Here is a 21,479-nt window from a genome sequence, read left to right on the forward strand (position 1 = left end):
ACTCCGGGGGGCCGCCCGGCACGGGCGGCGGGGGCAGCGCCCCCTCCGCCGCGGAAAACCCCGCGCTCAGTCCCCCAGCCGCCCCTCCCGGCCCAAGAGATGCACCAGCCGGATGAATTTCTCCGCATCCACTACCATCCGCGCCCTCAGCCGTGCTCCGATCCGGCCCTCGCCGATCTCGCGGAAGCCGCCGCCCGTCACCCGCGTGTCGAACACAGCGAATTCAGGCGGGATGCGGATACAGTTCTCTTCCTCGCCCAGCGCCTCGTTCAGCGACGCCCCCAACTCCCGCGTCAGCCGCTCGGTCCAGCCGGTGACATTCAGGAACGCACCGGTCAGCCCGTCGGGCCTCAGCTTCGCCGAAACCACCCGCATCTGCAGGCACCCGGCCCGGATCTCGCCCCGAAGCCGCACCGTCACATCCGCCGTCTGCCGCAAAAGCTCGATCCGCGAGGCCGCGTCATCCCCGGGGCAGGCCCAGCGCCGGAACTGAAGCTGGCCTTCCAGCACAAGCTCCGCCCCCTCTGCCCGCCCGCCGGTCACCGCCACCGCCGTCCGCTCCTCGCAGGTTTCCGACACGACCTGCGACAGAAGCCCCGGCAGGTTGTCCTGAATCTGCCCCAGATCGCCGTCGAAGGTCAGCACCACCTCGGTCTCGTCGGCGGCCACCAGCGTCACCGACATCGGAATGGTGAACCGCACCCCCTCAAGCTCGACGATCTCCCGGAACGGCACCGGATCGGCAAGGGCGGGCAGGGCGCTGAGACACAGGACGGCAAGGGCACGCAACATGGGCGCCAGACTACCGGCTTTCCCGGCGCGGGTTCAACGCTTCTGCTCGCGCAGGCTGCGCAGAAGCCTGCCGATCTGGAACGAGGTGCGCGGGGCATAGATATAGGGCGTCCGCTCCTCCGTGGGCGCGGGCCGCGCCCGCATCCGGATCAGGCCGAAGACGATCAGCGCAACATGCGCCCCCGACATGAACCACAGCATCGCCGCCGGCCCCATCGCGTCGATCAGAAGCGACGAGGTATAGGGCGCCGCGATCGCCCCTAGCGCGTAAAGGAACATAAGGGCCGCCGACAATTCCACCCGCTCGTGATCCATCGCGAAGTCATGGGCATGGGCGGTCGAAACGGAATAGACCGGGAAGGTCGAAAACCCGATCACCGCCGAGGCCGCAATCACCGCCGTCCCCGAACTGCCAAGCCCGGTCAGAAGCGATGTTCCAACCGTCGCCGCCACCGCCATCACCGACAGCCCGATCAGAACCCAGCGCCGGTCATAGCGGTCCGCTGCCCAGCCCGCGGGGTACTGGCACAGCGCACCGCCCAGCACGAAAGCGGCCAGAAAGCCCGCGATCTGGTCGGTCGACAGGCCCACTTCCACGCCGTAGACCGGCCCGACCATCCGGAACGACGCCGTGGTCAGCCCCGCCACCACGACTCCGACGGCGGCCAGGGGCGACCGCGCCCAGGCCAGTGTCGGCCTCAGCCGCGGCGCTTCCGGGATCGCGGGCTGGGTCGCACGCGTCAGCGTCAGCGGCAGAAGCGCGGCACAACAGACGATCGCAAGCAGGTTGTAGGCCACGTAGGACGCGGGCTCGAGCACCCCGATGATCAGCTGCGCGGCCAGCGACCCGCCGATATCCACCACGCGGTAGGTGCCCATCGCGCGCCCGCGCGTCTCGTTCGTCACCTTCGCCTGCAACCAGCTTTCGATGATCGTGTAGCATCCGGCGACACAGAACCCCGACAGCACCCGCATTCCCGCCCAGGCCCAGGGATCGACGATCATCATATGCGCCATGATCCCGATCGTGCCCGCGGCGGTGAAGGCGGCGAAGGCGCGGCTCAGCCCCACCTGTCCCATCACCCGGGGTGCCCACCAGCAGCCGATGAAGAAGCCCACGAAATGGGCCGAACCCAGAAGGCCGATCTCGCCCCGCGAAAAGCCAAGCTCGAGGCCCGAGATCGCGTCAAGCGGCGCGATCCCGCCGGAGCCGAGCTGCAGCAGCACGACCGACAGGAAGAGGGCGGCAAAGGAAATCAGTAGGCGCATGGGTGCGGGGCGGGGGTCCGTTCGAAAGTGCTCCCACCCTGACGCCCCGGCGCGTCCGGTCTGTCCCGAACTCGACGGCGATCCGTCGCTTTCGGGACATCGCCCCCGCTCAGGGCGCGTTGCGTCGGGTCAGGCCGCGCCTCCGAGGCATGGGTGGAAGACGCGCCTGACCCTTCTGCAAAGACGCGGGCTCAGGTCGGTGATGGCAAATCCATCGCCTCGACGACACGCGTATAGGGCAAACCCGCCGCATCGTTCAGGCTTTGAACCTGGCCTGCGCTTTCTCCGTCGAAGAGGCAGAAGCAGCGCCCGTCGCCGGGCGAGAACACAGAGCGGATATACGAAATATCCTGCCCCTCCGCCGACATCCGGGCCGCCGTCTGAATGGCGGCCTGCTGCGCCTTTCCGAGGTCCTCCATGGAAATGCCGGCAAGATCCCGTTCCACCATGTAACACGTCATCTTCTGTCCCCCCGAAGCTGTTCCGGCATCTCGGCCGCGGATCACGTTCCGGCCCGGGTCCGGCGCAAATCCGAACCCTCGGGTTCAGCAGAACATGGATACCCGCGCCCCGGAACTGAAACTCCGTCATCGATCCATTCCCGGAAGTTTGGATGATCCGTGCGAGACTGCGCCATCCGTGCTAGGCTTCGCGCCGGTCGGTCGCGCAGATTGAGGGGGACAGTCCCGTGGAGATGACCCAGATCCGCTATGTCATCGCGGCGGCGGAGCACTTGAACTTCACCAAGGCCGCAAGCGCCTGCAACGTCACCCAGCCCGCACTGACAAAGGGCATCCGCGCGCTCGAGGATGAACTCGGCACGCCGCTCTTCTCCCGCGAGGGCCGGCGCATCCTTCTCACCAAATTCGGCAAGTCGATGCTGCCGCATCTCTGCGACATCTCCGAACACGCGGAAACCACCAAGGCGCTCGCCCGCGACTACCGTCTTCTCAACAAGGCACCGATCCGGCTCGGGGTCGTCTCGACGCTCGGGTACCTCCGGCTGGCACAGTTCCTCTCCGAATTCTACCGCGCTCACCAAAGCGTCGAGATCGCGCTCACCGAAGCCCCGCAAACCCAGCTTGTCGCCCAGCTCGACCGGGGCGAGATCGACGCGGCCATCCTGTCGAAAACCGAAGAGATCGCGCGCGATTACAACGTCCACACGCTTTATACCGAGCGCTACGTCGTCACCTTTCCCCCGGGCCACCGGCTCGCGCAGACAAACGCGGTCCCGCTCAGGGAACTCTCGGGCGAAAACTACGTCGATCGTCTCTCGTGCGAGCTGCGCGACATGGTGTTGGCGGTCCTCGACGCCGAACGGATCGAACTTTACGCCCGCTTCCGCTCAGAACGCGAAGACTGGGTGCAGGCGATGGTGCACGCCGGCATCGGTTTCGCCTTCATGCCGGAATACTCGGTCACCCTGCCGGGGCTCGTCCAGCCCCCGCTGGTCGAGCCGAGCCTGGCGCGCGAGGTCTCCCTCGTCACCGTGCCCGGGCGCAAGCACCCGCCCGCCTTCAATGCCATGGCCCGCCGCCTGCACACCTTCCCCTGGCCCGACTGAGCAGGGGCGCGCCTGTACCGCGCCCGAACGCTCCAATCCATTGCTTTCCCCGGCTCATTTCGCCATGATCCCGCCAGCGAAAAGGGATGGCGTCTTGAGTTAACTTTGATGGTGGAGCCGGAACTTATCGTCCTTGCCGCGGGGCTTCTGTTTGTCCTCGGCTACCTGATTATCAATCAGTGGATCCTCCGGATCCTGATGCTGATCGGCACCGCGCTTTACATCTGGTACTACGCCACCGCTGCGGCCGAACCGCTCTGGGCGGCGATGTGGATGAGCACGGCGACGGGCTGCGCCAATGTCATCGGGCTCATGTTCCTCTGGTTCCGCCGCTCCCATGCCGCGATCCCGCACAAGCATCGCGACATCTATCCAAGCTTCGATCTTCTGCCCCCGGGGGATTTCCGCTCGATCATCCTCTGCGCGAAGCGCCATGTGCTCGAAGATGAAATCGAGGCCACCCGCGAAGGCGCGCCGGTCCAGACGCTCTACTACATCCTCAAGGGAAGTGCGCAGGCCGAGAAGAAGGGGCAAAGCTTCCCGCTGCCAGACAATATCTTCCTCGGTGAAATCGGCTGCCTCACCGGCGTTCCGGCCTCGGCCACCACCTGGATCGCGGCGGGCAGCGAAATCCTCGAATGGGACGTGGCCCAGGTCCGCCGCAAGAGCGAGCGCTCGGTCCGCTTCAAGCTCGCCCTCGAAGCGATGATTTCCCACGATCTGGCCGCCAAGGTCGCCCGCGCGGGCTCTCCCGCCGCCGTCGCCTCTCCCAGTTCGCGCGTCGCCTGAGCCTCGGGCTTCAGGCCACCACGGCCATGCACTCGATCTCGACCTTCATGCGCGGATCGACAAGCGCCGACACCTCGACAAGGGTCGAAGCGGGCCGGTGCTCGCCGAAATAGGCAACGCGCGCCGGGTTGATCGCGGCGCGCTCGGAAATGTCGGTCAGAAACACCTGCACCTTCGTCACCGTTTCCGGGCTCCCGCCCGCCGCCCGCAAACAGGCATCCATCGCGGCCAGCGCGATGTCGAACTGCTCCACCGTATCTTCGGGAATATACCCGTCCGCCGTCATCCCCACGATGCCCGACACCCAGATCAGCTCGCCCGCGCGCACCGAATGGCAATAGTGGCTCACGGGTGCCATCTGCCCCTCGACCATGTGACGTTCGATATCCATTCCTGTCTCCCTTTCCCTCTTGGTGTGCCGCGCCTATCCGCCCGCGACCGGCCCCTTGTCCAGCCGCCAGACGAAGCCCGATGTCCCGGCCTCCGGAAACCGCTCCCTGACCAGCGGGTCATGGCCCGGGATCACCCGGGCATCGTCGCCCCCGCCCAGCCGCCGGATCACCTTGAACCCCTCCAGCATGTCCTCCAGATCGATCACGATCGGAAACGGCTTGCCGGCCTGAAAATTCTCGTAGAAATGCGCCGCATCCGAGGCAAGGCACAAGGGCCCCGTCGCCGTCGCCACCTCGACAACCTGAAGCCCTCGCGAATGCCCGCCCGTCCGGTGCACCCGCACCCCGGGCGCCACCTCCGCGCTGCCTTTATGGAACGCCACGCGCCCCGAATAGACATGCCGCACCATCTCGCAGACATGGTCCGCGGTGAACGGCATCTGCATCGCGGGGTGGCACATGCAGGGCCCCGTGGCATAGGCCATCTCGGCCTCCTGCAGGTGAAACGTCGCCATGGGATAGCGATCAAGACCGCCTGCATGATCGTAATGCAGATGCGTGATGATCACGGTCTCGACCGTCTCCGCCGCCAGCCCCAGCGCCCCCAGCGCCACCGCCGGATCGCGCAGGATCGGCCGGTCACGCCGCGCCCCCTCTCCTTCGTCGTATCCGGTATCGACAAGGATCGTCCGATCCCCCGATCTCAGCACCCACACGAAAAAATCCATCCCGTGCGGCGCGGCGGGGTGATCGTCGAAAATGAAGCTGTCGCCCCGCACCCGCGCATTGCGGTCGGCATACTTGACCGCATAAACCTCCCAGTGCTGGTCCATCGCAGCCTCCCGCACGCCCTGACCCTCGCGGCAGAGTGTCGGCGCAGGGGAAGGGCGTCAATGGCCGGATAAGGGGGGGACGCGGATGCAGAAGGAAAACGTCGCGGTGATCGGGCTCGGCTATTTCAGCCAGTTCCACCTCGCGGCCTGGGTGCGCCGTCCCGGCCTCGCACTTGCGGGCGCCACTGATCCCGATCCCGCCCGCCGCGCCTGGGCGGCGGAAACCCACGGCGTCGATCCCTTCGACAGCACCGACGCGCTCCTTGCCGCCACCCGCCCCGCCATCGTCGATATCGTCGCCCCGCCCGGGGCCCATGCCGCGCTCATTCGCCAATGCCTCGCCCCGGGCCGGATCATCGTCTGCCAGAAACCCTTCTGCACCTCGCTGGCCGAGGCCATGGCGATCACCGCCGAGGCCGAAGCGGCCGGCACCACCCTCGTCATACACGAAAACTTCCGTTTTCAGCCCTGGCACCGGACGATCCGCCGCGTCCTTGACGCGGGCCACCTCGGCACGGTCTGGCAGGCCCGCTTCTGCCTCCGCCCCGGCGACGGGCGCGGGGATGACGCGTACCTCTCCCGCCAGCCCCGTTTCCGCGAGATGGAACGCCTCCTGATCGAGGAAACCGCCGTCCACTTCATCGATCTGTTCCGCTGGTTCTTTGGCGGGATCGAAACCGTCTGGGCCGATCTCCGGCAACTGAACCCGGTCCTGAAAGGCGAAGACGCGGGGCTCATGGTCCTGACCCACGAGGGCGGCTGCCGCAGCCTCTTCGACGGCAACCGCCTCGCCGATCACGCCAGCGACAACCCCCGCCGCACGATGGGAGAGCTCGAGATCGTGGGAGAGGGCGGCACCCTCACCCTCGACGGCGCGGGCACCGTCCGCCTCCGCCCCTTCGGCGCATCGGAGTGGCAGGTGATCCCCGTGACCGATCCCGTCGACGACACGGCGTTCGGCGGCGGCTGCGTCGAGGCGCTGATCACCCATGTGGCCGACACCCGCGACACGCCCGACAAGATCGAAAACCAGGCCCGCGCCTATCTTCCGGTGATCGTCGCGACCGAGGCCGCCTACCGCGCCGATGCGGAAGGTCGCCGCATCACTCTTCCCGGAACGCCCGCGTGAAATAAACCGTAAGCGGATGGGTCAGGTAGGCCAGCGGCGTCCGGTCCTCGGTCTTCAGGAACGCTTCCACCGGCATGCCGGGCAGAAGCGTGATGTCGGGCAGGGCGGCCACCGCGTCGGCATCGGGCGACACTACGGCCTCGTAATAGGTTTCCCCCGTCGCCTGGTCGGTCACGGCATCGGCCGACACCCGCACCACCTCGCCCGCGATCTCAGGTGTCGTCCTGCGGCTGAAGGTCGTGAACATCAGCGATACGGGCTGACCGGGAAACACCTGGTCCACGTCGATCGGGTCGATCCGCGCCGACACCTGCAAGGGCTGATCGCCCGGCACGATGAACATCATCGGATCGGCGGGGCGCACCACCGCGCCCACGGTCAGAACCTTGCTGTCGAACACCGTGCCCGCCAGCGGCGCCCGCACGTCCAGCCGGTTCAGCTGTTCCACAAGGCTCACCCGCCGTTCCTTCAGCTCGATCTCGGAATAAAGCAGATCCCGCAATTCGGTGATCGCCTGCTCGCGCCGCCCGTCCGTCAGCCTGAGCGCCTGAATCGCCAGTTCCGATTGCCGTGTCCGCGCCTCCGCCACATTGGCCGTCAGCGCCCCGATCTCGCCCTGAAGCCGCGCCTCCTCGCGCAGAAGTTCCAGCACCCGGTTCGCCTGCACGAGGCCCTGCGCCAGCAGGCCCTCCAGGTTCTCCCGCTCGCTCGACACGATCTCAAGCTGCCGGTCGAGCGCGGTCAGCTGCGCCTCCGCCCCCTCCACCTGCTTGTCGATCTGCACCCGCTGTTCGCCCAGTTGCTCAAGCTCCTGCGCGAGCGACACCTTGCGCGCCTCGAACAGCGAAATCTGGCCTGCGATCTGGTCCACCACCTGCGGTTCCGAAAGCGTCCGGTAGTCGGGGATCTCGGTGATCTCCAGGCTCTCGGCCGCATCCCGCTCGGCGGCCAGCCGCGCGCTGCGGCCGTGGATCTCCAGAAGCTGCGCCTCGACCGTCGCCAGTTCCGACAACAGGAACGTATCGTCGAGCCGGACGAGAATATCCCCCGTCGCCACCCGGTCGCCGTCGCGTGCGATGATCTGGCCCACAACCCCGCCATCGGGATGCTGCACCACCTGCCGCTCGGCCTCAACCTCCACGATCCCGCGCGCCACCACGGCGCCCGCGATCTGGGTGCCCACGCTCCACGCCCCGATCCCGCCGACCATCAGCGCAATCGCCGCGAAACCGATCGTCAGCGGCAGCCGCGCGCTCCATTTCGGCCCGGGCGCGCTCATGGTTTCGCCGCCCCGCGCTTCACCACCCGGCTCACGTCCTCGGCGTTGCGCATCATCGACTTGATCACCTCGTCGCGCGGACCGAATGCCACGGCCTTCCCGCCATCGACCACCAGAAGCCGGTCACAGGCCGAAATCGCGGTGGGCCGGTGGGTCATGATCACCACGGCCTTTCCTTCCGCCTTCATGTCCGTGACCACGGCGTTCAGCGCCTCGGACCCGTCGTTGTCGAGCGCCGAATTCGGCTCGTCCAGCACCAGGAACACCGGGTCGTCATAGATCGCGCGGGCCAGTGCCAGCCGCTGCTTCTGCCCGCCCGACAGGCGCGGATCGCCCGGCACCAGTCGGGTGTCATAGCCGGCGGGCAGTTTCAGGATGATCTCGTGCACCCGGGCCCTCTGCGCCGCCTTCACCACGCTTTCGGGATCGGGGTCGGTCGCCATCCGCGCGATGTTTTCGGCAATCGTGCCTTCGAACAGCACCACGTCCTGCGGCAGATAACCCAGATACCGGCCCAGCGCCTCGGGCCCATACTGGTCCAGTGTCGCCTTGTTCAGCCGGATCTCGCCCACCGTCGGTCGGGTCAGCCCGGTCAGAAGCCGCGCCAGCGTCGTCTTGCCGGCGCCCGACCGCCCGATCACGCCCACCGCCTCGCCGGGCTGCACGTCGAAATTGATGCCCTGCAGGATCGGCGGCTGCCCGGGGCTCGAGGCCAGCCCGAGGTTCGTCACCTCCAGAAGCGCCGCGGGCGGGGGCAGGGGCGTGCGCTCCTCCTCCTCCGGCACCTCGTCCAGAAGCTCCGCCAGGTTCGCCCGGCCCAGCCGCGCGCGCTGCACCACGGCCCATTGTCCGATCGTCTGTTCCACCGGCGCCAGCGCCCGACCCAGAAGGATCGACGCTGCGATCATCGCGCCCGCCGTCACCTCGGTCTGCAGCACAAGCCACGCGCCCACCGCCAGCATCGCCGACTGAAGAAAGAAGCGGAACGCCTTGGAAAACGACGTAAAGCCCCCGGTCCGGTCCTGCGCCGAAAGGCTGTCGCTCACCGCGTCGGCCTGCATCGCCTGCCACCGCGCGGTCATCGCGGGCTGCATCCCCTGCGCCCGGATCAGGGGCGCCCCGGCCTCCGCCTGCTGGGCAAACCGCGTCGCCGCCCCGCTCTTGCCCTGCGCCACATCCTGCGCCTTCCGGGTCAGAAGCTGGTTCGCCAGCGCCACGAGGATCAGAAGGCCGCCCCCCGCCACCGCCAGCCACCCCAGAAGCGGATGGAAAATGAAGATCGCGATCAGGAAGACGGGCGTCCAGGGCACATCGAACAGCGCCAGAAGCGCCGGCGACGACAGGAAATTCCGGATCGCCTCCAGATCCTGCAAGCTCCCCTTCGCCGGGCCTTTCGCCCCGATCATCGCCGACCGCGCGACGATCGCCTCGAAGATCCGCGGGCCAAGGCCGGTCTGAAACCGCGCGCCGACCCGGGCCATCACACGGCCGCGCGCATATTCCAGAAGGCCATAGAAGAAATACAGAATCGCGACGAGCCCGAAGAGCGCCAGAAGCGTCTCTTCCGACCGCGAGGCCAGCACCCGGTCATAGACCTGAAGCATGAACAAGGGCCCCGTCAGCATCAGAAGATTGGTGAAGATGCTGAACAGAAGCGTCGAACGAAACAGGCCCCCCGACGCGACCCGCGACAGGGCAAGCTCGGACCTTCCGGTCCCCGGTGTCGTCTTCTTCGCCATCCTGTGCGCAGCCTGTCACCGACCCACGGCTATTTCCAGCCAAATGACGGGCATTTTAGGGGCTTTCCTGCCCGCGCGTGGCCGCGAAACCGCGCTTACCCCCGCATCGCGCGTCCGTCGGGGTCGTAGGGCGAAGGCGCGATCACCTCCGCCGCCCGCTCGCGCCCCACCACGTGCACGCTGAGCGGCGTTCCCGGCGCGGCGTGATCCCGGTCGATCATCGCCATGGCGATCGAATGGCCAGTGGTGTGCCCATAGGCGCCCGAGGTCACGAAGCCAACCCGCTTGCCATCTGCCCAGATCGGCTCGTACCCGCTCGCATCCGCCCGGTCCGCATCGACCCGAAGCGTCGCCAGCACCTGCTCGAGCCCGTTCCCCTCGCGTTCGCGCAGCGCGGCGTCCCGGCCCGTGAAATCGCCCTTCTCCCAGGCGATCCAGCGATCCATCCCCACCATCGCCGGCGTCCGGTCCTGGGTGAACTCGGCCGACCAGATGCCGAAACTCTTCTCGATTCTCAGGGACAGCAGCGCATTGAACCCGTATTCCCGGATCCCGCTCTCCGCGCCCGCTTCCAGAAGCGCGCGCCTCAGCCCGGCATGTTCCGCCGCGCCGCAGTTGATCTCGTAACCCAGTTCGCCCGTCACGCTCAGCCGCCCCACCTTGCAGCGGTAAAGCCCGATGTCGAACGTCCCGCAGCCCATGAAGGGCAGGGCGCCCACATCCGCCTCCGTCAGCCGTTCGATGACCTCGCGCGATTTCGGGCCCGACAGCGAAAACCCCACGGTCGCGTCCGAGATATCCCGCACCGTCACACCATCGTCGAGGCAGCCCCGGAACCAGCGCATATGCCATTCCCGCAGGTAGTAGGATCCCATGATCCACCAGATCCCGTCGCCCCAGTTGAAGACCGTGAGATCGCCCTTCATCCGGCCTTCGGGCGACAGCATCGGCGCCAGCCGCGCGCGCCCCGGCCCCGGCAGGCGCGAGGCCATCACCCGGTCAAGCCAGGCCTCCGCCCCGGGCCCCGACACCTCGTAGCGCGAGAAGCCCGAGATATCGAGAAGCCCCACGCCCTCGCGCACCGCCCGGCATTCCTCCGCCACGATCGGGAAGGCGTTCGACCGGTTCAGCGTCGGCTCCTCCTCGAACCCCTCGGGTGCGAAGTAAAGCGGCACCTCAAGCCCCCAGGACACGCCCCATTTGCAGCCCGCGCCGGTCATCGCGTCATGCGCCCCGGCCGTCTTCAGCGGCCGCCCGGCGGGCAGCTGCTCGTTCGGATAGGTCATCACGAAGCGGCGCGAATAGAACTGCCCCGTGGTCTGGCGGATATAGTCCTTGTTCGACGCGAACGCGCCGTAGCGCGCGATATCCATGGGCCAGCTGTCGGCCTCGGTATCGCCATGGATCATCCATTCGGCCAGCGACTTGCCCACGCCGCCCCCTTGCAGGAAGCCGGCCATCACCCCGCAGGCCAGCCAGTAATTCGGCACGCTGGCGACCGGGCCCACCAGCGGGTTCCCGTCGGGCGAGAAGGTGAAGGCCCCGTTCACCCAGTTCCGGATCCCCACGTCGTTCAGGCAGGGATAGCGCTTGAACGCCAGCGTCAGCTCGTCCTCGATCCGGTCGATATCCTCCTGCAGAAGCTCGATCCCGTATTCCCACGGCGCCCCGTCCATCATCCAGTGCTGGTGGTTCACCTCGTAGATTCCGACGAGAATGCCCTTCTGGTCCTGCCGCATATAGGTGAACCCCTCCAGGTCCACCGTCATCGGCACCTCGAAATCAAGCGCCTCGATCTCCGGAATGCTCTCGGTCAGAAGATAGTGATGCGACAGCGGCGACACCGGCAGATCGAGCCCCACCATCCGCCCGCATTGCTTGGCCCAAAGCCCGCCGGCGTTCACCACGTGCTCGGCCTTCACCGTGCCCTTCTCGGTCACCACCTCCCAGTGATCGCCCTTCCAGTGCAACTCCAGCACCCGGTTGTGCTCGATCACCTCCGCCCCGCGCATCTTCGCGCATTTTGCATAGGCGTGCACGGTGCCGGTCGTGTCGACATAGCCTTCCCGGTCGGCCCAAAGCCCGCCGATCACCCCGTCGATATCCATGATCGGGCACGCGGCCTTCACCTCCTCGGGCGTCATCAGGTGGCAATCCTCGATCCCGATCGACTGAAAGATCCGGTAGGCCGATTGCAGCCACTCCCACCGCGCGGGCGCCGAGGCCACCGTCACCCCCCCGGTCATGTGAAGCCCGATCGACTGGCCGCTCTCCGCCTCGATCTCCTGCAGAAGATCGATCGTATAGGCCTGCAGCGCGGCCATGTTCGGATCGGCGTTGAGCGCGTGGATCCCCCCCGCCGCATGCCAGGACGAGCCCGCTGTCAGCACGTTCCGTTCGATCAGCGCCACGTCGCTCCAGCCGCACTTCGCAAGGTGATAAAGCACCGACGCCCCCACCACGCCGCCCCCGATCACGACGACCCTGTACTGAGATTTCATGCGTGTCCCCTCCCGGCTGTCCTGCCCGCATCTCACCACGCGGGATGCACCTGGGTGCCCCCCCGAGCGTCAAATGCCGGTCCCCGCGCGACATTTCCCGCCGCGCGCCGCCCCCGCCACCCGGGGTACCGTCCCGCCGGGGGGGCGCTTCATTTTGGCGAAAATACTCCGGGGGGGGGGGCGACCGTAGGGAGGCGGGGGCAGAGCCCCCTCCGCCTCGACGCCGCAGGCGGCGAAACCCCTCGCCTCCGGTGGGCGCCGCGGTCTAGGCTCTTTCGCGCACCAGAAAGGAATGCCCATGCCGCCCCCGGACACACGCGCGCCCGACATCCGCGCCCTCGTCACCCGCTACGTCACCGAGGTCCTGAATGCCGGGCGCTTCGATCTGCTGGACGAGATCTGCGCCCCCGATTACCGGCGCCACCTCGCCCCGGGGGCCGCGCCCCTCGATCTCGCCGCCCAGCGCGCCCGCCTCGAAGGCATCCGCCGCGCTTTTCCCGCCTGGGAACTCACGCTGCACGAGATCGTGGTGGAGGGCGATCTCGCCACCTTCCGCGCCACCGTGCGCGGCACCCATGACGGCCCGCTTCTCGGGCTTCCGCCCTCGGGCCGCTCGGTCGTCACCTTGGCGCTCGACATGATCCGGGTGGAAGATGGCCGGTTCGCCGACCACTGGGGCGGGCCCGATCTCTTCACCCTGGTTCAGGCCTGCGGCGGCAGGCTGGTGGCGGAGGGCTGACGCCGGGGGAAACGGGCGCATTTCGACATCCGCCTGCGGATCGGCGGCAATTCGGGGCCGGTCGTCGCGGGCGTCATCGGCGAACGCGAATGCGCCCGCGATCTCTGGCGCGCGCGGACACCGTGGCCTCCGGGATGGAAGGCGGCGCCCCGCGCTCTTGCCCGACCGGTTCTGGGTGGTGTCTTGCGGGGGGGGGCGCGCGAGATCAGGGGCACGGGCCCGATGAAGGTGGTCGCGGTGGCGTTGCCCGAGGGGGGGGGCGGGCCACCACCGCCCCGGGGTGGGTCAGCCGCCGCCGATCTCGGCGATCTCCGGCCGGGGCAGGGCGTCCAGCACCTCCGCCACCCGCGCCGCGCAGCCAAGCGCGCGCCAGTCCTCGGGCAGAAAGGCCTCCGGCGCGTCCGGCAGGCGCAAGACGATCCGCCGCCAGCGATGCACGATCAGCACCCTCAGCACCGCGCGCTCCAGCGGCCCAGGGGCCTCAACATCGCGCGCCACCTCTTCCAGGGTCTGCACCAGCGCCGCCGCCGCGGCGACAAGCGCCTCGGGGCAGACCGCCCGTTGCGCCCAGCCGGGCACCGCGCCGGGCTGGGAGACGAAGATCCCCTCGGGCACCGCCCCGCCGGGCATCGGCCCCGCCACGAGCCCCGGCGCCAGCGCCACATGGCTTCCGCCCGCGAGCAGGGGGTCAAGCGCAGCCGCTTCTCCCTGCGCGGCATTGAACAGCCGCCAGGGCGCAGGCTCCGCCCGCCCGTAGATCCTGGGGCTCGCCGCCGCGCTCTCCGCACGGCCCCGGGCGGTCAGGCTGTAATCCACCGTCCGGCCCCGTTTCGCGCTGTCGATCCAGCCGTCCCGCTTCAGCCGGTGCAGGGCCACGCGCATCGCCTCTGGCCGGATATCGGCGGCCCCCATCACGCGGCTCAGCACCGGCCCCGGCACCTCCGCGCCCGGGCCCTGCGCGAGATCCCCGAAAAACGTCACGATCAGCGACCAGACGCGCGGCGGCCCGTCACCGGTCAGCGCCGCCACCGCCCGGGCAATCGGTGCCCCGCTCACACCCGCTCCAGCAAAAGCGCCACGCCCTGGCCTACCCCCACGCACATGGTGCAAAGGCCGTAGCGCGCGCCCTCGCGCCGCATCCGGTAGGCCGCCGTCGTCACCAGCCGCGCCCCCGACATGCCCAGGGGGTGGCCGATCGCGATCGCGCCCCCGTTCCGGTTCACATGCTCCGCATCGTCCGGAATGCCGAGATCGCGCAACACCGCAAGCGCCTGTGCCGCGAAGGCCTCGTTCAGCTCGATCACCCCGATCTCCCCGACCGAAAGCCCCGCCTTGTCCAGAAGCTTCCGCACCGCCGGAACCGGGCCGATCCCCATGACGCGGGGGGCGACGCCCGCCGCCTGCATCCCCAGAACGCGGGCAAGGGGTGTCAGCCCATGGGCCTCCGCCGCCGCGCCCGAGGCCAGAAGAAGCGCTGCCGCCCCGTCATTCACGCCCGAGGCGTTCCCGGCCGTCACCGTCAGATCCGCCCCGTTGATCCCCTTGAGCGTGCCGAGCTTTTCCACGCTCGTTCCGGGCCGGGGATGCTCGTCCCGGGTCACCACCACCGGGTCGCCGCGCCTTTGCGGCACCTCCACCGGCACGATTTCGTCGGCGAAATGCCCCGCCGCCTCCGCCGCCGCCCAGCGCGCCTGGCTTCTCGCGGCAAACGCGTCCTGGTCGGCCCGGCTCACGCCCCAGTCCGCGGCCACGTTATCCGCCGTCTCCGGCATGCTGTCGGTTCCGTAGGCCGCCTTCATCGCCGGGTTGACGAAGCGCCAGCCGATCGTCGTGTCGTACACCGCCGCGCTGCGCGAAAACGCCGCCTCCGCCTTCCCCATCACGAAGGGCGCGCGGCTCATGCTTTCCACCCCGCCCGCGATCACAAGGTCCAGTTCGCCCGCCCGGATCCCCCGCGCCGCCTGGCCCACCGCATCAAGCGACGAGGCACACAACCGGTTCAGCGTCGTCCCCGGCAGCGTCTCGGGCAGCCCCGCCAGAAGTGCCGCCATCCGCGCCACGTTCCGGTTGTCCTCGCCCGCCTGGTTCGCCGCGCCGAAGATCACGTCATCGACCGCGTTCCAGTCCACGCCCCCGTTCCGCTCGATCAGCGCGCGGATCGGCAGGGCGGCCAGGTCATCGGCGCGGATCGACGACAGCGCGCCCCCGTACCGCCCCACGGGCGTGCGCACGGCATCGCAGATCAGGGCTTCCATCGCCGTCCCCTCCCGGTCAGTTGAGGCGCCCAGATATGTTACCCGGGCCGCGCCAAGTCAATCGGACGGTAATGGGTCGGCGGGCAGAAGCGGCGCCCGGCTCCGCCGGTTCCCGGCGGCCGAGGCCTTTTCGGCAAGCCGGATGAAGGTCTCCCGCTCCTCCGCCGTCAGCCCCGGCAGGATCTCGTCCTGAAGCGCCGCGACGGCGGGCGTCACCTCCTCCAGCACCGCGCGCCCGGCCCGGGTGATCTTCACCACCCGCGCCCGCCGGTCCGTCGGGCTCACCTCTCGGGCGACAAAGCCCCGCGCCTCCAGCCGGTCCAGCACCCCGCCGATCGTCGCCCGGTCATAGGCGATAAGCCCCGCCAGCCGTGCCTGATCGATCCCGGGATGGCGCGCCGCCATGGTCAGCGCGGCGAATTGCACTGCGGTGATGTCATGTCCCGCCGCGCGCACCCCGTCGAGGAAGACGGAGGTCGAAATCTGGTGAAGCCGCCGGATCAGGTGGCCCGGCATCCGGTAGATATCTGCCATGCGGGGGGAAGATAGGGACGTGGAGGGTAATTGACCAGTACACATATAATAGGCATACTCACTAAATTGGCGCCCGGAAGAGGCGAAGGGAGGATACACCATGTCGGAAGCCCTGGGCACGCTCGAGGAGCTGCCGGAAGATTACCGCGCCGGTATGGCCGCCGCCGGCGTCGCGCCGCTCTGGCCGATGATGCGCAACGTCCTGCCTCACGGCGCGCCCAACCCCGCCACCCGGCCCGGCCACTGGCGCTATGGCGATGTGCGCCCGCTTCTTCTGCGCGCCGGGGAACTCACGCCCGTCGAAAAGGCCGAACGCCGCGTCCTCGTCCTCTCCGATCCGGGGCGCGGCGCGGGGGCGATGCAGGCCACCGCCACGATCTATCTCGGCCTCCAGCTTCTTCTTCCGGGCGAAACCGCCCCCGCCCACCGCCACACGCCCTCTGCGGTCCGCGTGCTGGTCGAGGGGCAGGGCGGCTTCACCATCGTCGATGGCGAGAAGCTTCCGATGGAAGAGGGCGACCTGATCCTCACCCCGGGCGGCGAATGGCACGATCACGGGCACGAGGGCAGCGACCCGGTGGTCTGGCTCGACGCGCTCGACCTGCCGCTCTTCGTCATGCTCGAAGGCTCCTATGCCGAGGAAGGCGACCTTCAGGCCCACCGCAACCGCCCCGACGCCTCCCAGGTCGAATACCGCGCCGCCGGTCTCGCGCCCACCCGCGGGCCGGAACGCGCGCGGCCCCGCTACCCCCAGAACCGCTATCCCTGGACGCGCACCCGCGCGGCCCTCGACGAGATGGCCGCGGCGACCGACGCCGCCCTGGCCGAACTCGACTACATCAATCCCGAAACCGGCGAAGACGTGCTGCCCACCATGGGTTTCACTGCCATGCGCCTTGCCCCCGGCACGGCGCACCGCCCGCCGAAACGCTCCGCCTCCGCCGCCTTCCACGTGGTCGCGGGAACGGGGCGGACGACCGTCGACGGCAAGACGATCGACTGGGGGCCGAAGGATACCTTCACCGCCCCCGTCTTCGCCGAGATCGATCACCACGCCCACGACACCGCCTACCTCATCCGCATCCACGACCGTCCGCTTCAGGAAAAGCTCGGCTACTACGAGGAACGCCCCCGGTGACCCTCCCGGTCCTCATCGCCGGCGGCGGCATCGGCGGGCTCGCCGCCGCGCTGGGCCTCGCCCAGAAGGGCATCGCCACCCTCGTCCTCGAAAAGGCGTCGCAACTGGGCGAAATCGGCGCGGGCATCCAGCTTGGCCCCAACGCCTTCCACGCCTTCGATGCGCTGGGCATCGGCCCGGCGGCCCGCGACCTCGCGGTCTATATCGACAACCTCCGCCTCATGGATGCGCTGACGGCCGAGGAAATCGCCCGCATCCCGCTGGACGAGGCGTTCCGCGCCCGCTTCGGCAACCCCTATGCGGTGGTCCACCGCGGCGCGCTCCACGGCGTCCTCCTCGCGGCCTGCGAGGCGCATGAACGGGTCACACTCCGCACCTCCGCCGCGGTCACCGGCTACGCGCAGGACGGCACCAGCGTCACCGCCACCCTCGCATCGGGCGAGGCCGTCACGGGCCGCGCGCTCATCGGCGCCGACGGCCTCTGGTCCGCGGTCCGCGCCCAACTCGCGGGCGACGGCGCGCCCCGCGTCTCGGGCCACACCACCTACCGCTCCGTGATCCCGACCGAAGAGATGCCCGAGGCGCTCCGCTGGAATGCCGCGACGCTCTGGGCCGGGCCCCGCTGCCACATCGTCCACTATCCGCTCAGCAACTGGAAGGAATTCAACCTCGTCGTCACCTATCACAACGACGCCCCCGAACCCGTCGCCGGCAAACCGGTCTCCCATGAAGAGGTCGCCCGCGGTTTCGATCACGTGGCGCCGCTCGCCCGCGAGGTGATCGAGAAGGGGCGCGACTGGAAGCACTGGGTGCTGTGCGACCGCGATCCGATTCTCGACTGGACGGACGGCCGCGCCGCGCTTCTGGGCGACGCGGCCCATCCGATGCTGCAATACATGGCGCAAGGCGCCTGCATGGCGCTCGAAGACGCGGTCTGCCTCGCCGACGAGATGGGCCGCGCCGGGGAAGATCCCGCCCGGGCCCTCGAAAGCTACGCCGCCCGCCGCCGCCTCCGCACCGCGCGGGTGCAGCTTCAGTCGCGCGAGGTCGGCACCCATGTCTACCACCCGGAAGGCGCCCACGCGGCGCTCCGCAACACCATCATGGCGGCGAAAACCCCCGCCGAATGGTACGACACGGTCGCCTGGCTCTACGGCTCGAACGGCCTCGATGGCACCTGCGCGACGGGAGGCGCTGATACGTAACAGATCCGTGGCCGACACGGCCATTGACGAAACGCATGGCTTCGTGAACGCTTGCGCCATGAAACGAATACCGGGTGCCCCGGCCAACGGGGCCCCATGCTCAGTGATCCAGGGAGGATACCACTCATGAAACGCAGACCGCTTCTCAAACTGGCGGGCGCGACGCTGGCCGCGGGCCTTCTGTCGACCGCCGCCATGGCGCAGGAGGTGACGCTCAAGCTGCACCAGTTCCTGCCCGCGCAGGCCAACGTCCCGAAACTCGTGCTCGACGTCTGGGCCGACAATGTCGAAGAGGCCTCGGGCGGCCGCATCAAGGTCGATCGCTTTCCCTCGATGCAGCTTGGCGGGCGCCCGCCCGAACTGATGGATCAGGCAGTCGACGGCGTGGCCGATATCGTCTGGACGGTGGTGGGCTACACTCCGGGCCGCTTCCCCCGTACGGAAGTCTTCGAACTTCCCTTCATGATGACGGATGCCCGCGCCGCCTCGCGCGCCTACTGGCAGATGTTCGAAAAGCACATGAAGGACACAGAGTTCGCGGGCATCAAGATCCTCGGCACCTGGGTGCATGGGCCGGGCATGTTCCACACCAACAAGGAAGTCGTCGTGCCCGACGACCTGCAGGGCATGAAGATCCGCGGCGGCTCGCGCACGGTGAACACGCTGCTCGAGAAGGTCGGCGCCACGCCGGTCGGCATGCCGGTGCCCGCCGTGCCCGAAGGGCTCTCGAAAGGCGTGATCGACGGCACCACGATCCCGTGGGAAGTGACGACCGCGCTCAAGGTGCCGGAACTGGTGGAGAACCACACCGAATTCGAAGGCGTCGCGCTTTATACGCTGACCTTCGTCCTCGCGATGAACCAGGAAAAATACGACAGCCTGCCGGATGACCTGAAAGCGGTGATCGACAGCCAGTCGGGCGAGGAATTCTCGGTCTTCGCCGGCGGCACCCAGGCCGATGCGGATGGCCCGGCCCGGCAGATCGCCGAGGATCTGGGGAACAACATCGTCACCGTCTCCGGCGCCGATCTCGACGCCTGGAAGGCGGCGGTGCAGCCCATTTACGACGAATGGGTCGCCGACATGAACTCCAAGGGCATCGACGGCCAGGCGCTGATCGACGAGGCCCGCGCGCTGATCGACGAATACGACGGCTAAGAGGCAGGGGGCGGGCGGTTCCTGAACCGCCCGCCCCGTCGACCGAGGGGCGGGGAGAGGCATGCATCGGCTGATGCGGCGACTGGCGGAAGCCATGGCCATCGCGGGCGGCATCGTGCTTTCCTTCCTGATCCTTCTCACCTGCGCCTCGATCATCGGGCGCGAGGCCAACGCGCTTCTGAACGGCGATGTTCTGCAATCCATGATGCCGGGGCTCGCGAACGCCATCCTGGCGACCGGCATCGGCCCCGTGAACGGCGATTTCGAACTGGTGGAGGCCGGCGTCGCCTTCGCGATCTTCGCTTTCATTCCATTGACCCAGATCACCGCGGGCCACGCCACCGTCGATATCTTCACCGCGCGCCTCGGCCCCCGCGCGCTCAGGCTTCTTCGCGCGGTGATCGAGATCGTCTTCGCCGCCGTCCTGATCCTGATCGCGGTACAGCTTTTTGGCGGCATGGTCTCGAAGCGCGACCATAACGAGGTCACCTTCCTCCTGCAGTTCCCCACCTGGTGGTCCTACGCGGCCTCGCTCGTCGCGGCCTCGGTCGCGGCCCTCTGCGGGGTCTACATGGCTCTTGTCCGACTGGCCGAGTTGGCCACCGGCCGCGTCATCGTCGCCGACGGCCCGGAGGCGGATCATTGAGCGATATCGCGATCGGCGTCTGGTCCTTCCCGGTCCTCCTTCTCCTGATATTCCTGCGCGTGCCCATCGGTCTCGCGATGTTCCTCGTGGGCCTCGTCGGGCTCAACATGGTCACCGACGGCTGGACGGTGGCGCTCGCCCGGCTGAAGCACGAGACCTACACGACCTTTTCCAGCTACTCGCTCTCCATCGTGCCGATGTTCCTGCTCATGGGCCATTTCGCGACGCTGGGGGGCATGTCCCAGGCGCTCTTCAGGGCCGCCGAAGGCTGGCTCGGGCATAGAAAGGGCGGCGTCGCCATGGCTGCCATCGGCGCCTGCGGCGGCTTCGGCGCGATCTGCGGCTCGTCCCTCGCCACCGCCGCCACCATGTCCCGTGTCGCCCTGCCGGAACTTCGCCGCTATGGCTATGCGGGCGGGTTTTCCACCGCGACCCTCGCCGCGGGCGGCACGCTCGGCATCCTGATCCCCCCCTCGGTCGTGCTCGTGATCTACGCGATCCTCACCGAACAGAACATCGCCAAGCTCTTCATCGCCGCCATGATCCCCGGGATCATGGCCGCCGTGGGCTACGTCATCGCGGTCTCGATCTATGTCCGCCTCTACCCCGACCGCGCCGGGGTGAAGGAACGCATGCCCTATGGCGAACGGTTCCGCGCGCTTGTCGCGGTCTGGCCTGTGCTTCTGGTCTTCACCCTGGTCGTCGTCGGCATCTACCAGGGCTGGTTCACCCCCACCGAAGGCGCCGCCGTGGGCGCGCTCGGCACCGGGATCATCGCGTTGGCGAATGGCGGGCTGACCTGGGCGACGCTGAAGGAAAGCTTCACCGTCACCGCCCGCTCGACGGCCATGATCTTCTTCATCGTCCTTGGTGCCGCCTTCTACAACGGCTTCCTCGCCCTTACCCAGGTGCCGCAGGAGCTCTCGAATTTCGTCGTGGCCCAGGGCTTTTCCCCCTGGATGATCCTCGCGCTGATCCTCGTCTTCTACCTCCTGATGGGCTGCGTGATGGACAGCCTGTCGATGATCCTCTTGACGATCCCGATCTTCTTCCCCGTGATCTCCGTCCTCGATTTCGGCTTCCTCGATCTCGCCGCCATGCAGGCCGAGGCCGCGCGCGAGGTGCTGGCCGCAGGCCTCCCCGACGGCGTGACACAGGAGATGCTGGGCTCGATCGAAACGGCCATCGCGAGCGGTGCCGAATTCACCCGAGAACAGCTCCGCGCCCTCGGCCTGCGCGTGACCGAGGCCCGCGTCGCCCGCGCCGAGGCCGAGCTGGTGGCGATCTGGTTCGGCATCCTCGTCCTGATCGTGGTCGAGGTCGGGCTCATCACGCCCCCCGTCGGCATGAACCTCTTCATCATCAACGCGATGGACCGGAAGACGCCGATGATCGAAACCTACAAGGCGGTGATGTTCTTCGTCGGCTCCGATCTGGTTCGGGTCGTGATCCTCGTTCTCTTCCCTGCGATCACGCTCTTTCTGGTGACCGGGTAGGGGGCGCTGCCCCCGCCT

The 21,479-nt window shown here is 68.3% G+C and carries 20 protein-coding genes; 9 read left to right on the forward strand and 11 right to left on the reverse strand.

Annotated elements, in window-relative coordinates; genetic code table 11:
- Positions 1 to 66: 66 nt before the first annotated feature.
- The 3 genes from RXV90_RS06875 to RXV90_RS06885 form a co-directional block, all read right to left on the reverse strand.
- Entirely contained in the window at positions 67 to 792 is a 726-nt protein-coding gene (locus RXV90_RS06875) for a hypothetical protein (RefSeq protein ID WP_316647767.1), read from the reverse strand.
- Between the two features lie 33 nt (positions 793 to 825).
- A complete protein-coding gene (locus RXV90_RS06880) occupies positions 826 to 2,061 on the reverse strand; it encodes an MFS transporter (protein WP_316647768.1) in 1,236 nt (411 codons plus the stop codon).
- 191 nt (positions 2,062 to 2,252) lie between these two features.
- Positions 2,253 to 2,522, reverse strand: a complete 270-nt coding sequence (locus RXV90_RS06885) for a DUF4242 domain-containing protein (protein WP_316647769.1) — start codon at positions 2,520 to 2,522, stop codon at positions 2,253 to 2,255.
- A gap of 233 nt (positions 2,523 to 2,755) precedes the next feature.
- Between RXV90_RS06885 and RXV90_RS06890 the strand changes: the two genes are divergently transcribed.
- Together RXV90_RS06890 and RXV90_RS06895 are read left to right on the forward strand one after the other, a co-directional pair.
- Complete coding sequence (locus tag RXV90_RS06890; protein WP_316647770.1) at positions 2,756 to 3,628, forward strand: LysR family transcriptional regulator; 873 nt, start codon at positions 2,756 to 2,758, stop codon at positions 3,626 to 3,628.
- A gap of 108 nt (positions 3,629 to 3,736) precedes the next feature.
- Positions 3,737 to 4,417, forward strand: a complete 681-nt coding sequence (locus RXV90_RS06895; protein WP_316647771.1) for a cyclic nucleotide-binding domain-containing protein — start codon at positions 3,737 to 3,739, stop codon at positions 4,415 to 4,417.
- Positions 4,418 to 4,427: 10 nt separating this feature from the next.
- Here the strand turns inward: RXV90_RS06895 and RXV90_RS06900 are convergent, their stop codons facing one another.
- Both RXV90_RS06900 and RXV90_RS06905 read right to left on the reverse strand, forming a co-directional pair.
- The gene (locus RXV90_RS06900) at positions 4,428 to 4,808 is read right to left on the reverse strand and encodes a RidA family protein (RefSeq protein WP_316647772.1); all 381 of its coding nucleotides are present in this window, start codon (positions 4,806 to 4,808) and stop codon (positions 4,428 to 4,430) included.
- Positions 4,809 to 4,841: 33 nt separating this feature from the next.
- Positions 4,842 to 5,642 carry an N-acyl homoserine lactonase family protein gene (locus RXV90_RS06905; protein ID WP_316647773.1) on the reverse strand — a complete coding sequence of 267 codons (801 nt, stop codon included), beginning with the start codon at positions 5,640 to 5,642 and terminating at the stop codon, positions 4,842 to 4,844.
- Between the two features lie 85 nt (positions 5,643 to 5,727).
- Here RXV90_RS06905 and RXV90_RS06910 point away from each other — a divergent pair, with 85 nt between their 5' ends.
- Positions 5,728 to 6,771 carry a Gfo/Idh/MocA family protein gene (locus RXV90_RS06910; protein WP_316647774.1) on the forward strand — a complete coding sequence of 348 codons (1,044 nt, stop codon included), beginning with the start codon at positions 5,728 to 5,730 and terminating at the stop codon, positions 6,769 to 6,771.
- Here the strand turns inward: RXV90_RS06910 and RXV90_RS06915 are convergent.
- The 3 genes from RXV90_RS06915 to RXV90_RS06925 all read right to left on the reverse strand — a co-directional run bounded on the left by RXV90_RS06915 (position 6,746) and on the right by RXV90_RS06925 (position 12,290).
- Positions 6,746 to 8,050 (reverse strand): HlyD family type I secretion periplasmic adaptor subunit, encoded by a 1,305-nt coding sequence (locus RXV90_RS06915; protein ID WP_316647777.1) that lies wholly within the window; start codon positions 8,048 to 8,050, stop codon positions 6,746 to 6,748. The two genes, RXV90_RS06910 and RXV90_RS06915, sit on opposite strands and share 26 nt — an antisense overlap.
- Complete coding sequence (locus RXV90_RS06920) at positions 8,047 to 9,789, reverse strand: type I secretion system permease/ATPase (protein WP_316647778.1); 1,743 nt, start codon at positions 9,787 to 9,789, stop codon at positions 8,047 to 8,049. The genes RXV90_RS06915 and RXV90_RS06920 overlap by 4 nt, the downstream gene beginning before the upstream one ends.
- Positions 9,790 to 9,884: 95 nt before the next feature.
- On the reverse strand, positions 9,885 to 12,290 hold the full coding sequence (locus RXV90_RS06925) for a GcvT family protein (protein WP_316647781.1): 2,406 nt from the start codon (positions 12,288 to 12,290) through the stop codon (positions 9,885 to 9,887).
- 298 nt (positions 12,291 to 12,588) lie between these two features.
- Between RXV90_RS06925 and RXV90_RS06930 the strand changes: the two genes are divergently transcribed.
- Positions 12,589 to 13,029 carry an ester cyclase gene (locus RXV90_RS06930; protein ID WP_316647782.1) on the forward strand — a complete coding sequence of 147 codons (441 nt, stop codon included), beginning with the start codon at positions 12,589 to 12,591 and terminating at the stop codon, positions 13,027 to 13,029.
- Between the two features lie 285 nt (positions 13,030 to 13,314).
- Here RXV90_RS06930 and RXV90_RS06935 read toward each other — a convergent pair whose 3' ends face one another.
- From RXV90_RS06935 to RXV90_RS06945, 3 genes are read right to left on the reverse strand one after another with little or no spacing between them, the layout of a single operon-like run.
- Positions 13,315 to 14,085: a PaaX family transcriptional regulator C-terminal domain-containing protein gene (locus RXV90_RS06935; RefSeq protein WP_316647783.1), complete on the reverse strand. Its 771-nt coding sequence runs from the start codon at positions 14,083 to 14,085 to the stop codon at positions 13,315 to 13,317.
- Positions 14,082 to 15,284: a 3-oxoadipyl-CoA thiolase gene (pcaF, locus tag RXV90_RS06940; protein WP_316647784.1), complete on the reverse strand. Its 1,203-nt coding sequence runs from the start codon at positions 15,282 to 15,284 to the stop codon at positions 14,082 to 14,084. The genes RXV90_RS06935 and pcaF overlap by 4 nt, the downstream gene beginning before the upstream one ends.
- 57 nt (positions 15,285 to 15,341) lie before the next feature.
- Positions 15,342 to 15,818: a MarR family winged helix-turn-helix transcriptional regulator gene (locus RXV90_RS06945; RefSeq protein WP_316647785.1), complete on the reverse strand. Its 477-nt coding sequence runs from the start codon at positions 15,816 to 15,818 to the stop codon at positions 15,342 to 15,344.
- A gap of 100 nt (positions 15,819 to 15,918) precedes the next feature.
- Between RXV90_RS06945 and RXV90_RS06950 the strand changes: the two genes are divergently transcribed.
- The 5 genes from RXV90_RS06950 to RXV90_RS06970 all read left to right on the forward strand — a co-directional run bounded on the left by RXV90_RS06950 (position 15,919) and on the right by RXV90_RS06970 (position 21,461).
- The gene (locus tag RXV90_RS06950; RefSeq protein WP_316647786.1) at positions 15,919 to 16,956 is read left to right on the forward strand and encodes a cupin domain-containing protein; all 1,038 of its coding nucleotides are present in this window, start codon (positions 15,919 to 15,921) and stop codon (positions 16,954 to 16,956) included.
- Positions 16,953 to 18,161 (forward strand): 3-hydroxybenzoate 6-monooxygenase, encoded by a 1,209-nt coding sequence (locus RXV90_RS06955; protein ID WP_316647787.1) that lies wholly within the window; start codon positions 16,953 to 16,955, stop codon positions 18,159 to 18,161. The genes RXV90_RS06950 and RXV90_RS06955 overlap by 4 nt, the downstream gene beginning before the upstream one ends.
- A gap of 126 nt (positions 18,162 to 18,287) precedes the next feature.
- Positions 18,288 to 19,319, forward strand: coding sequence for a TRAP transporter substrate-binding protein (locus RXV90_RS06960; RefSeq protein WP_410482350.1), 1,032 nt, complete (start codon positions 18,288 to 18,290; stop codon positions 19,317 to 19,319).
- Between the two features lie 61 nt (positions 19,320 to 19,380).
- Positions 19,381 to 19,965: a TRAP transporter small permease gene (locus tag RXV90_RS06965; RefSeq protein ID WP_316647788.1), complete on the forward strand. Its 585-nt coding sequence runs from the start codon at positions 19,381 to 19,383 to the stop codon at positions 19,963 to 19,965.
- Positions 19,962 to 21,461: a TRAP transporter large permease gene (locus RXV90_RS06970; RefSeq protein WP_316647790.1), complete on the forward strand. Its 1,500-nt coding sequence runs from the start codon at positions 19,962 to 19,964 to the stop codon at positions 21,459 to 21,461. The genes RXV90_RS06965 and RXV90_RS06970 overlap by 4 nt, the downstream gene beginning before the upstream one ends.
- Positions 21,462 to 21,479 lie beyond the last annotated feature (18 nt).

This window comes from Ovoidimarina sediminis (assembly GCF_032586175.1).
Lineage (GTDB): Bacteria > Pseudomonadota > Alphaproteobacteria > Rhodobacterales > Rhodobacteraceae > Ovoidimarina > Ovoidimarina sediminis.

Coding starts and splice junctions, on each gene's coding strand:
- RXV90_RS06885 (WP_316647769.1), bottom strand. CDS start 2,522: ATGACGTGTTACATGGTGGAACGGGATCTTGCCGGCATTTCCATGGAG.
- RXV90_RS06880 (WP_316647768.1), bottom strand. CDS start 2,061: ATGCGCCTACTGATTTCCTTTGCCGCCCTCTTCCTGTCGGTCGTGCTG.
- RXV90_RS06915 (WP_316647777.1), bottom strand. CDS start 8,050: ATGAGCGCGCCCGGGCCGAAATGGAGCGCGCGGCTGCCGCTGACGATC.
- RXV90_RS06875 (WP_316647767.1), bottom strand. CDS start 792: ATGTTGCGTGCCCTTGCCGTCCTGTGTCTCAGCGCCCTGCCCGCCCTT.
- RXV90_RS06965 (WP_316647788.1), top strand. CDS start 19,381: ATGCATCGGCTGATGCGGCGACTGGCGGAAGCCATGGCCATCGCGGGC.
- RXV90_RS06945 (WP_316647785.1), bottom strand. CDS start 15,818: ATGGCAGATATCTACCGGATGCCGGGCCACCTGATCCGGCGGCTTCAC.
- RXV90_RS06925 (WP_316647781.1), bottom strand. CDS start 12,290: ATGAAATCTCAGTACAGGGTCGTCGTGATCGGGGGCGGCGTGGTGGGG.
- RXV90_RS06910 (WP_316647774.1), top strand. CDS start 5,728: ATGCAGAAGGAAAACGTCGCGGTGATCGGGCTCGGCTATTTCAGCCAG.
- RXV90_RS06895 (WP_316647771.1), top strand. CDS start 3,737: ATGGTGGAGCCGGAACTTATCGTCCTTGCCGCGGGGCTTCTGTTTGTC.
- pcaF (WP_316647784.1), bottom strand. CDS start 15,284: ATGGAAGCCCTGATCTGCGATGCCGTGCGCACGCCCGTGGGGCGGTAC.
- RXV90_RS06905 (WP_316647773.1), bottom strand. CDS start 5,642: ATGGACCAGCACTGGGAGGTTTATGCGGTCAAGTATGCCGACCGCAAT.
- RXV90_RS06920 (WP_316647778.1), bottom strand. CDS start 9,789: ATGGCGAAGAAGACGACACCGGGGACCGGAAGGTCCGAGCTTGCCCTG.
- RXV90_RS06890 (WP_316647770.1), top strand. CDS start 2,756: ATGACCCAGATCCGCTATGTCATCGCGGCGGCGGAGCACTTGAACTTC.
- RXV90_RS06960 (WP_410482350.1), top strand. CDS start 18,288: ATGAAACGCAGACCGCTTCTCAAACTGGCGGGCGCGACGCTGGCCGCG.
- RXV90_RS06930 (WP_316647782.1), top strand. CDS start 12,589: ATGCCGCCCCCGGACACACGCGCGCCCGACATCCGCGCCCTCGTCACC.
- RXV90_RS06900 (WP_316647772.1), bottom strand. CDS start 4,808: ATGGATATCGAACGTCACATGGTCGAGGGGCAGATGGCACCCGTGAGC.
- RXV90_RS06950 (WP_316647786.1), top strand. CDS start 15,919: ATGTCGGAAGCCCTGGGCACGCTCGAGGAGCTGCCGGAAGATTACCGC.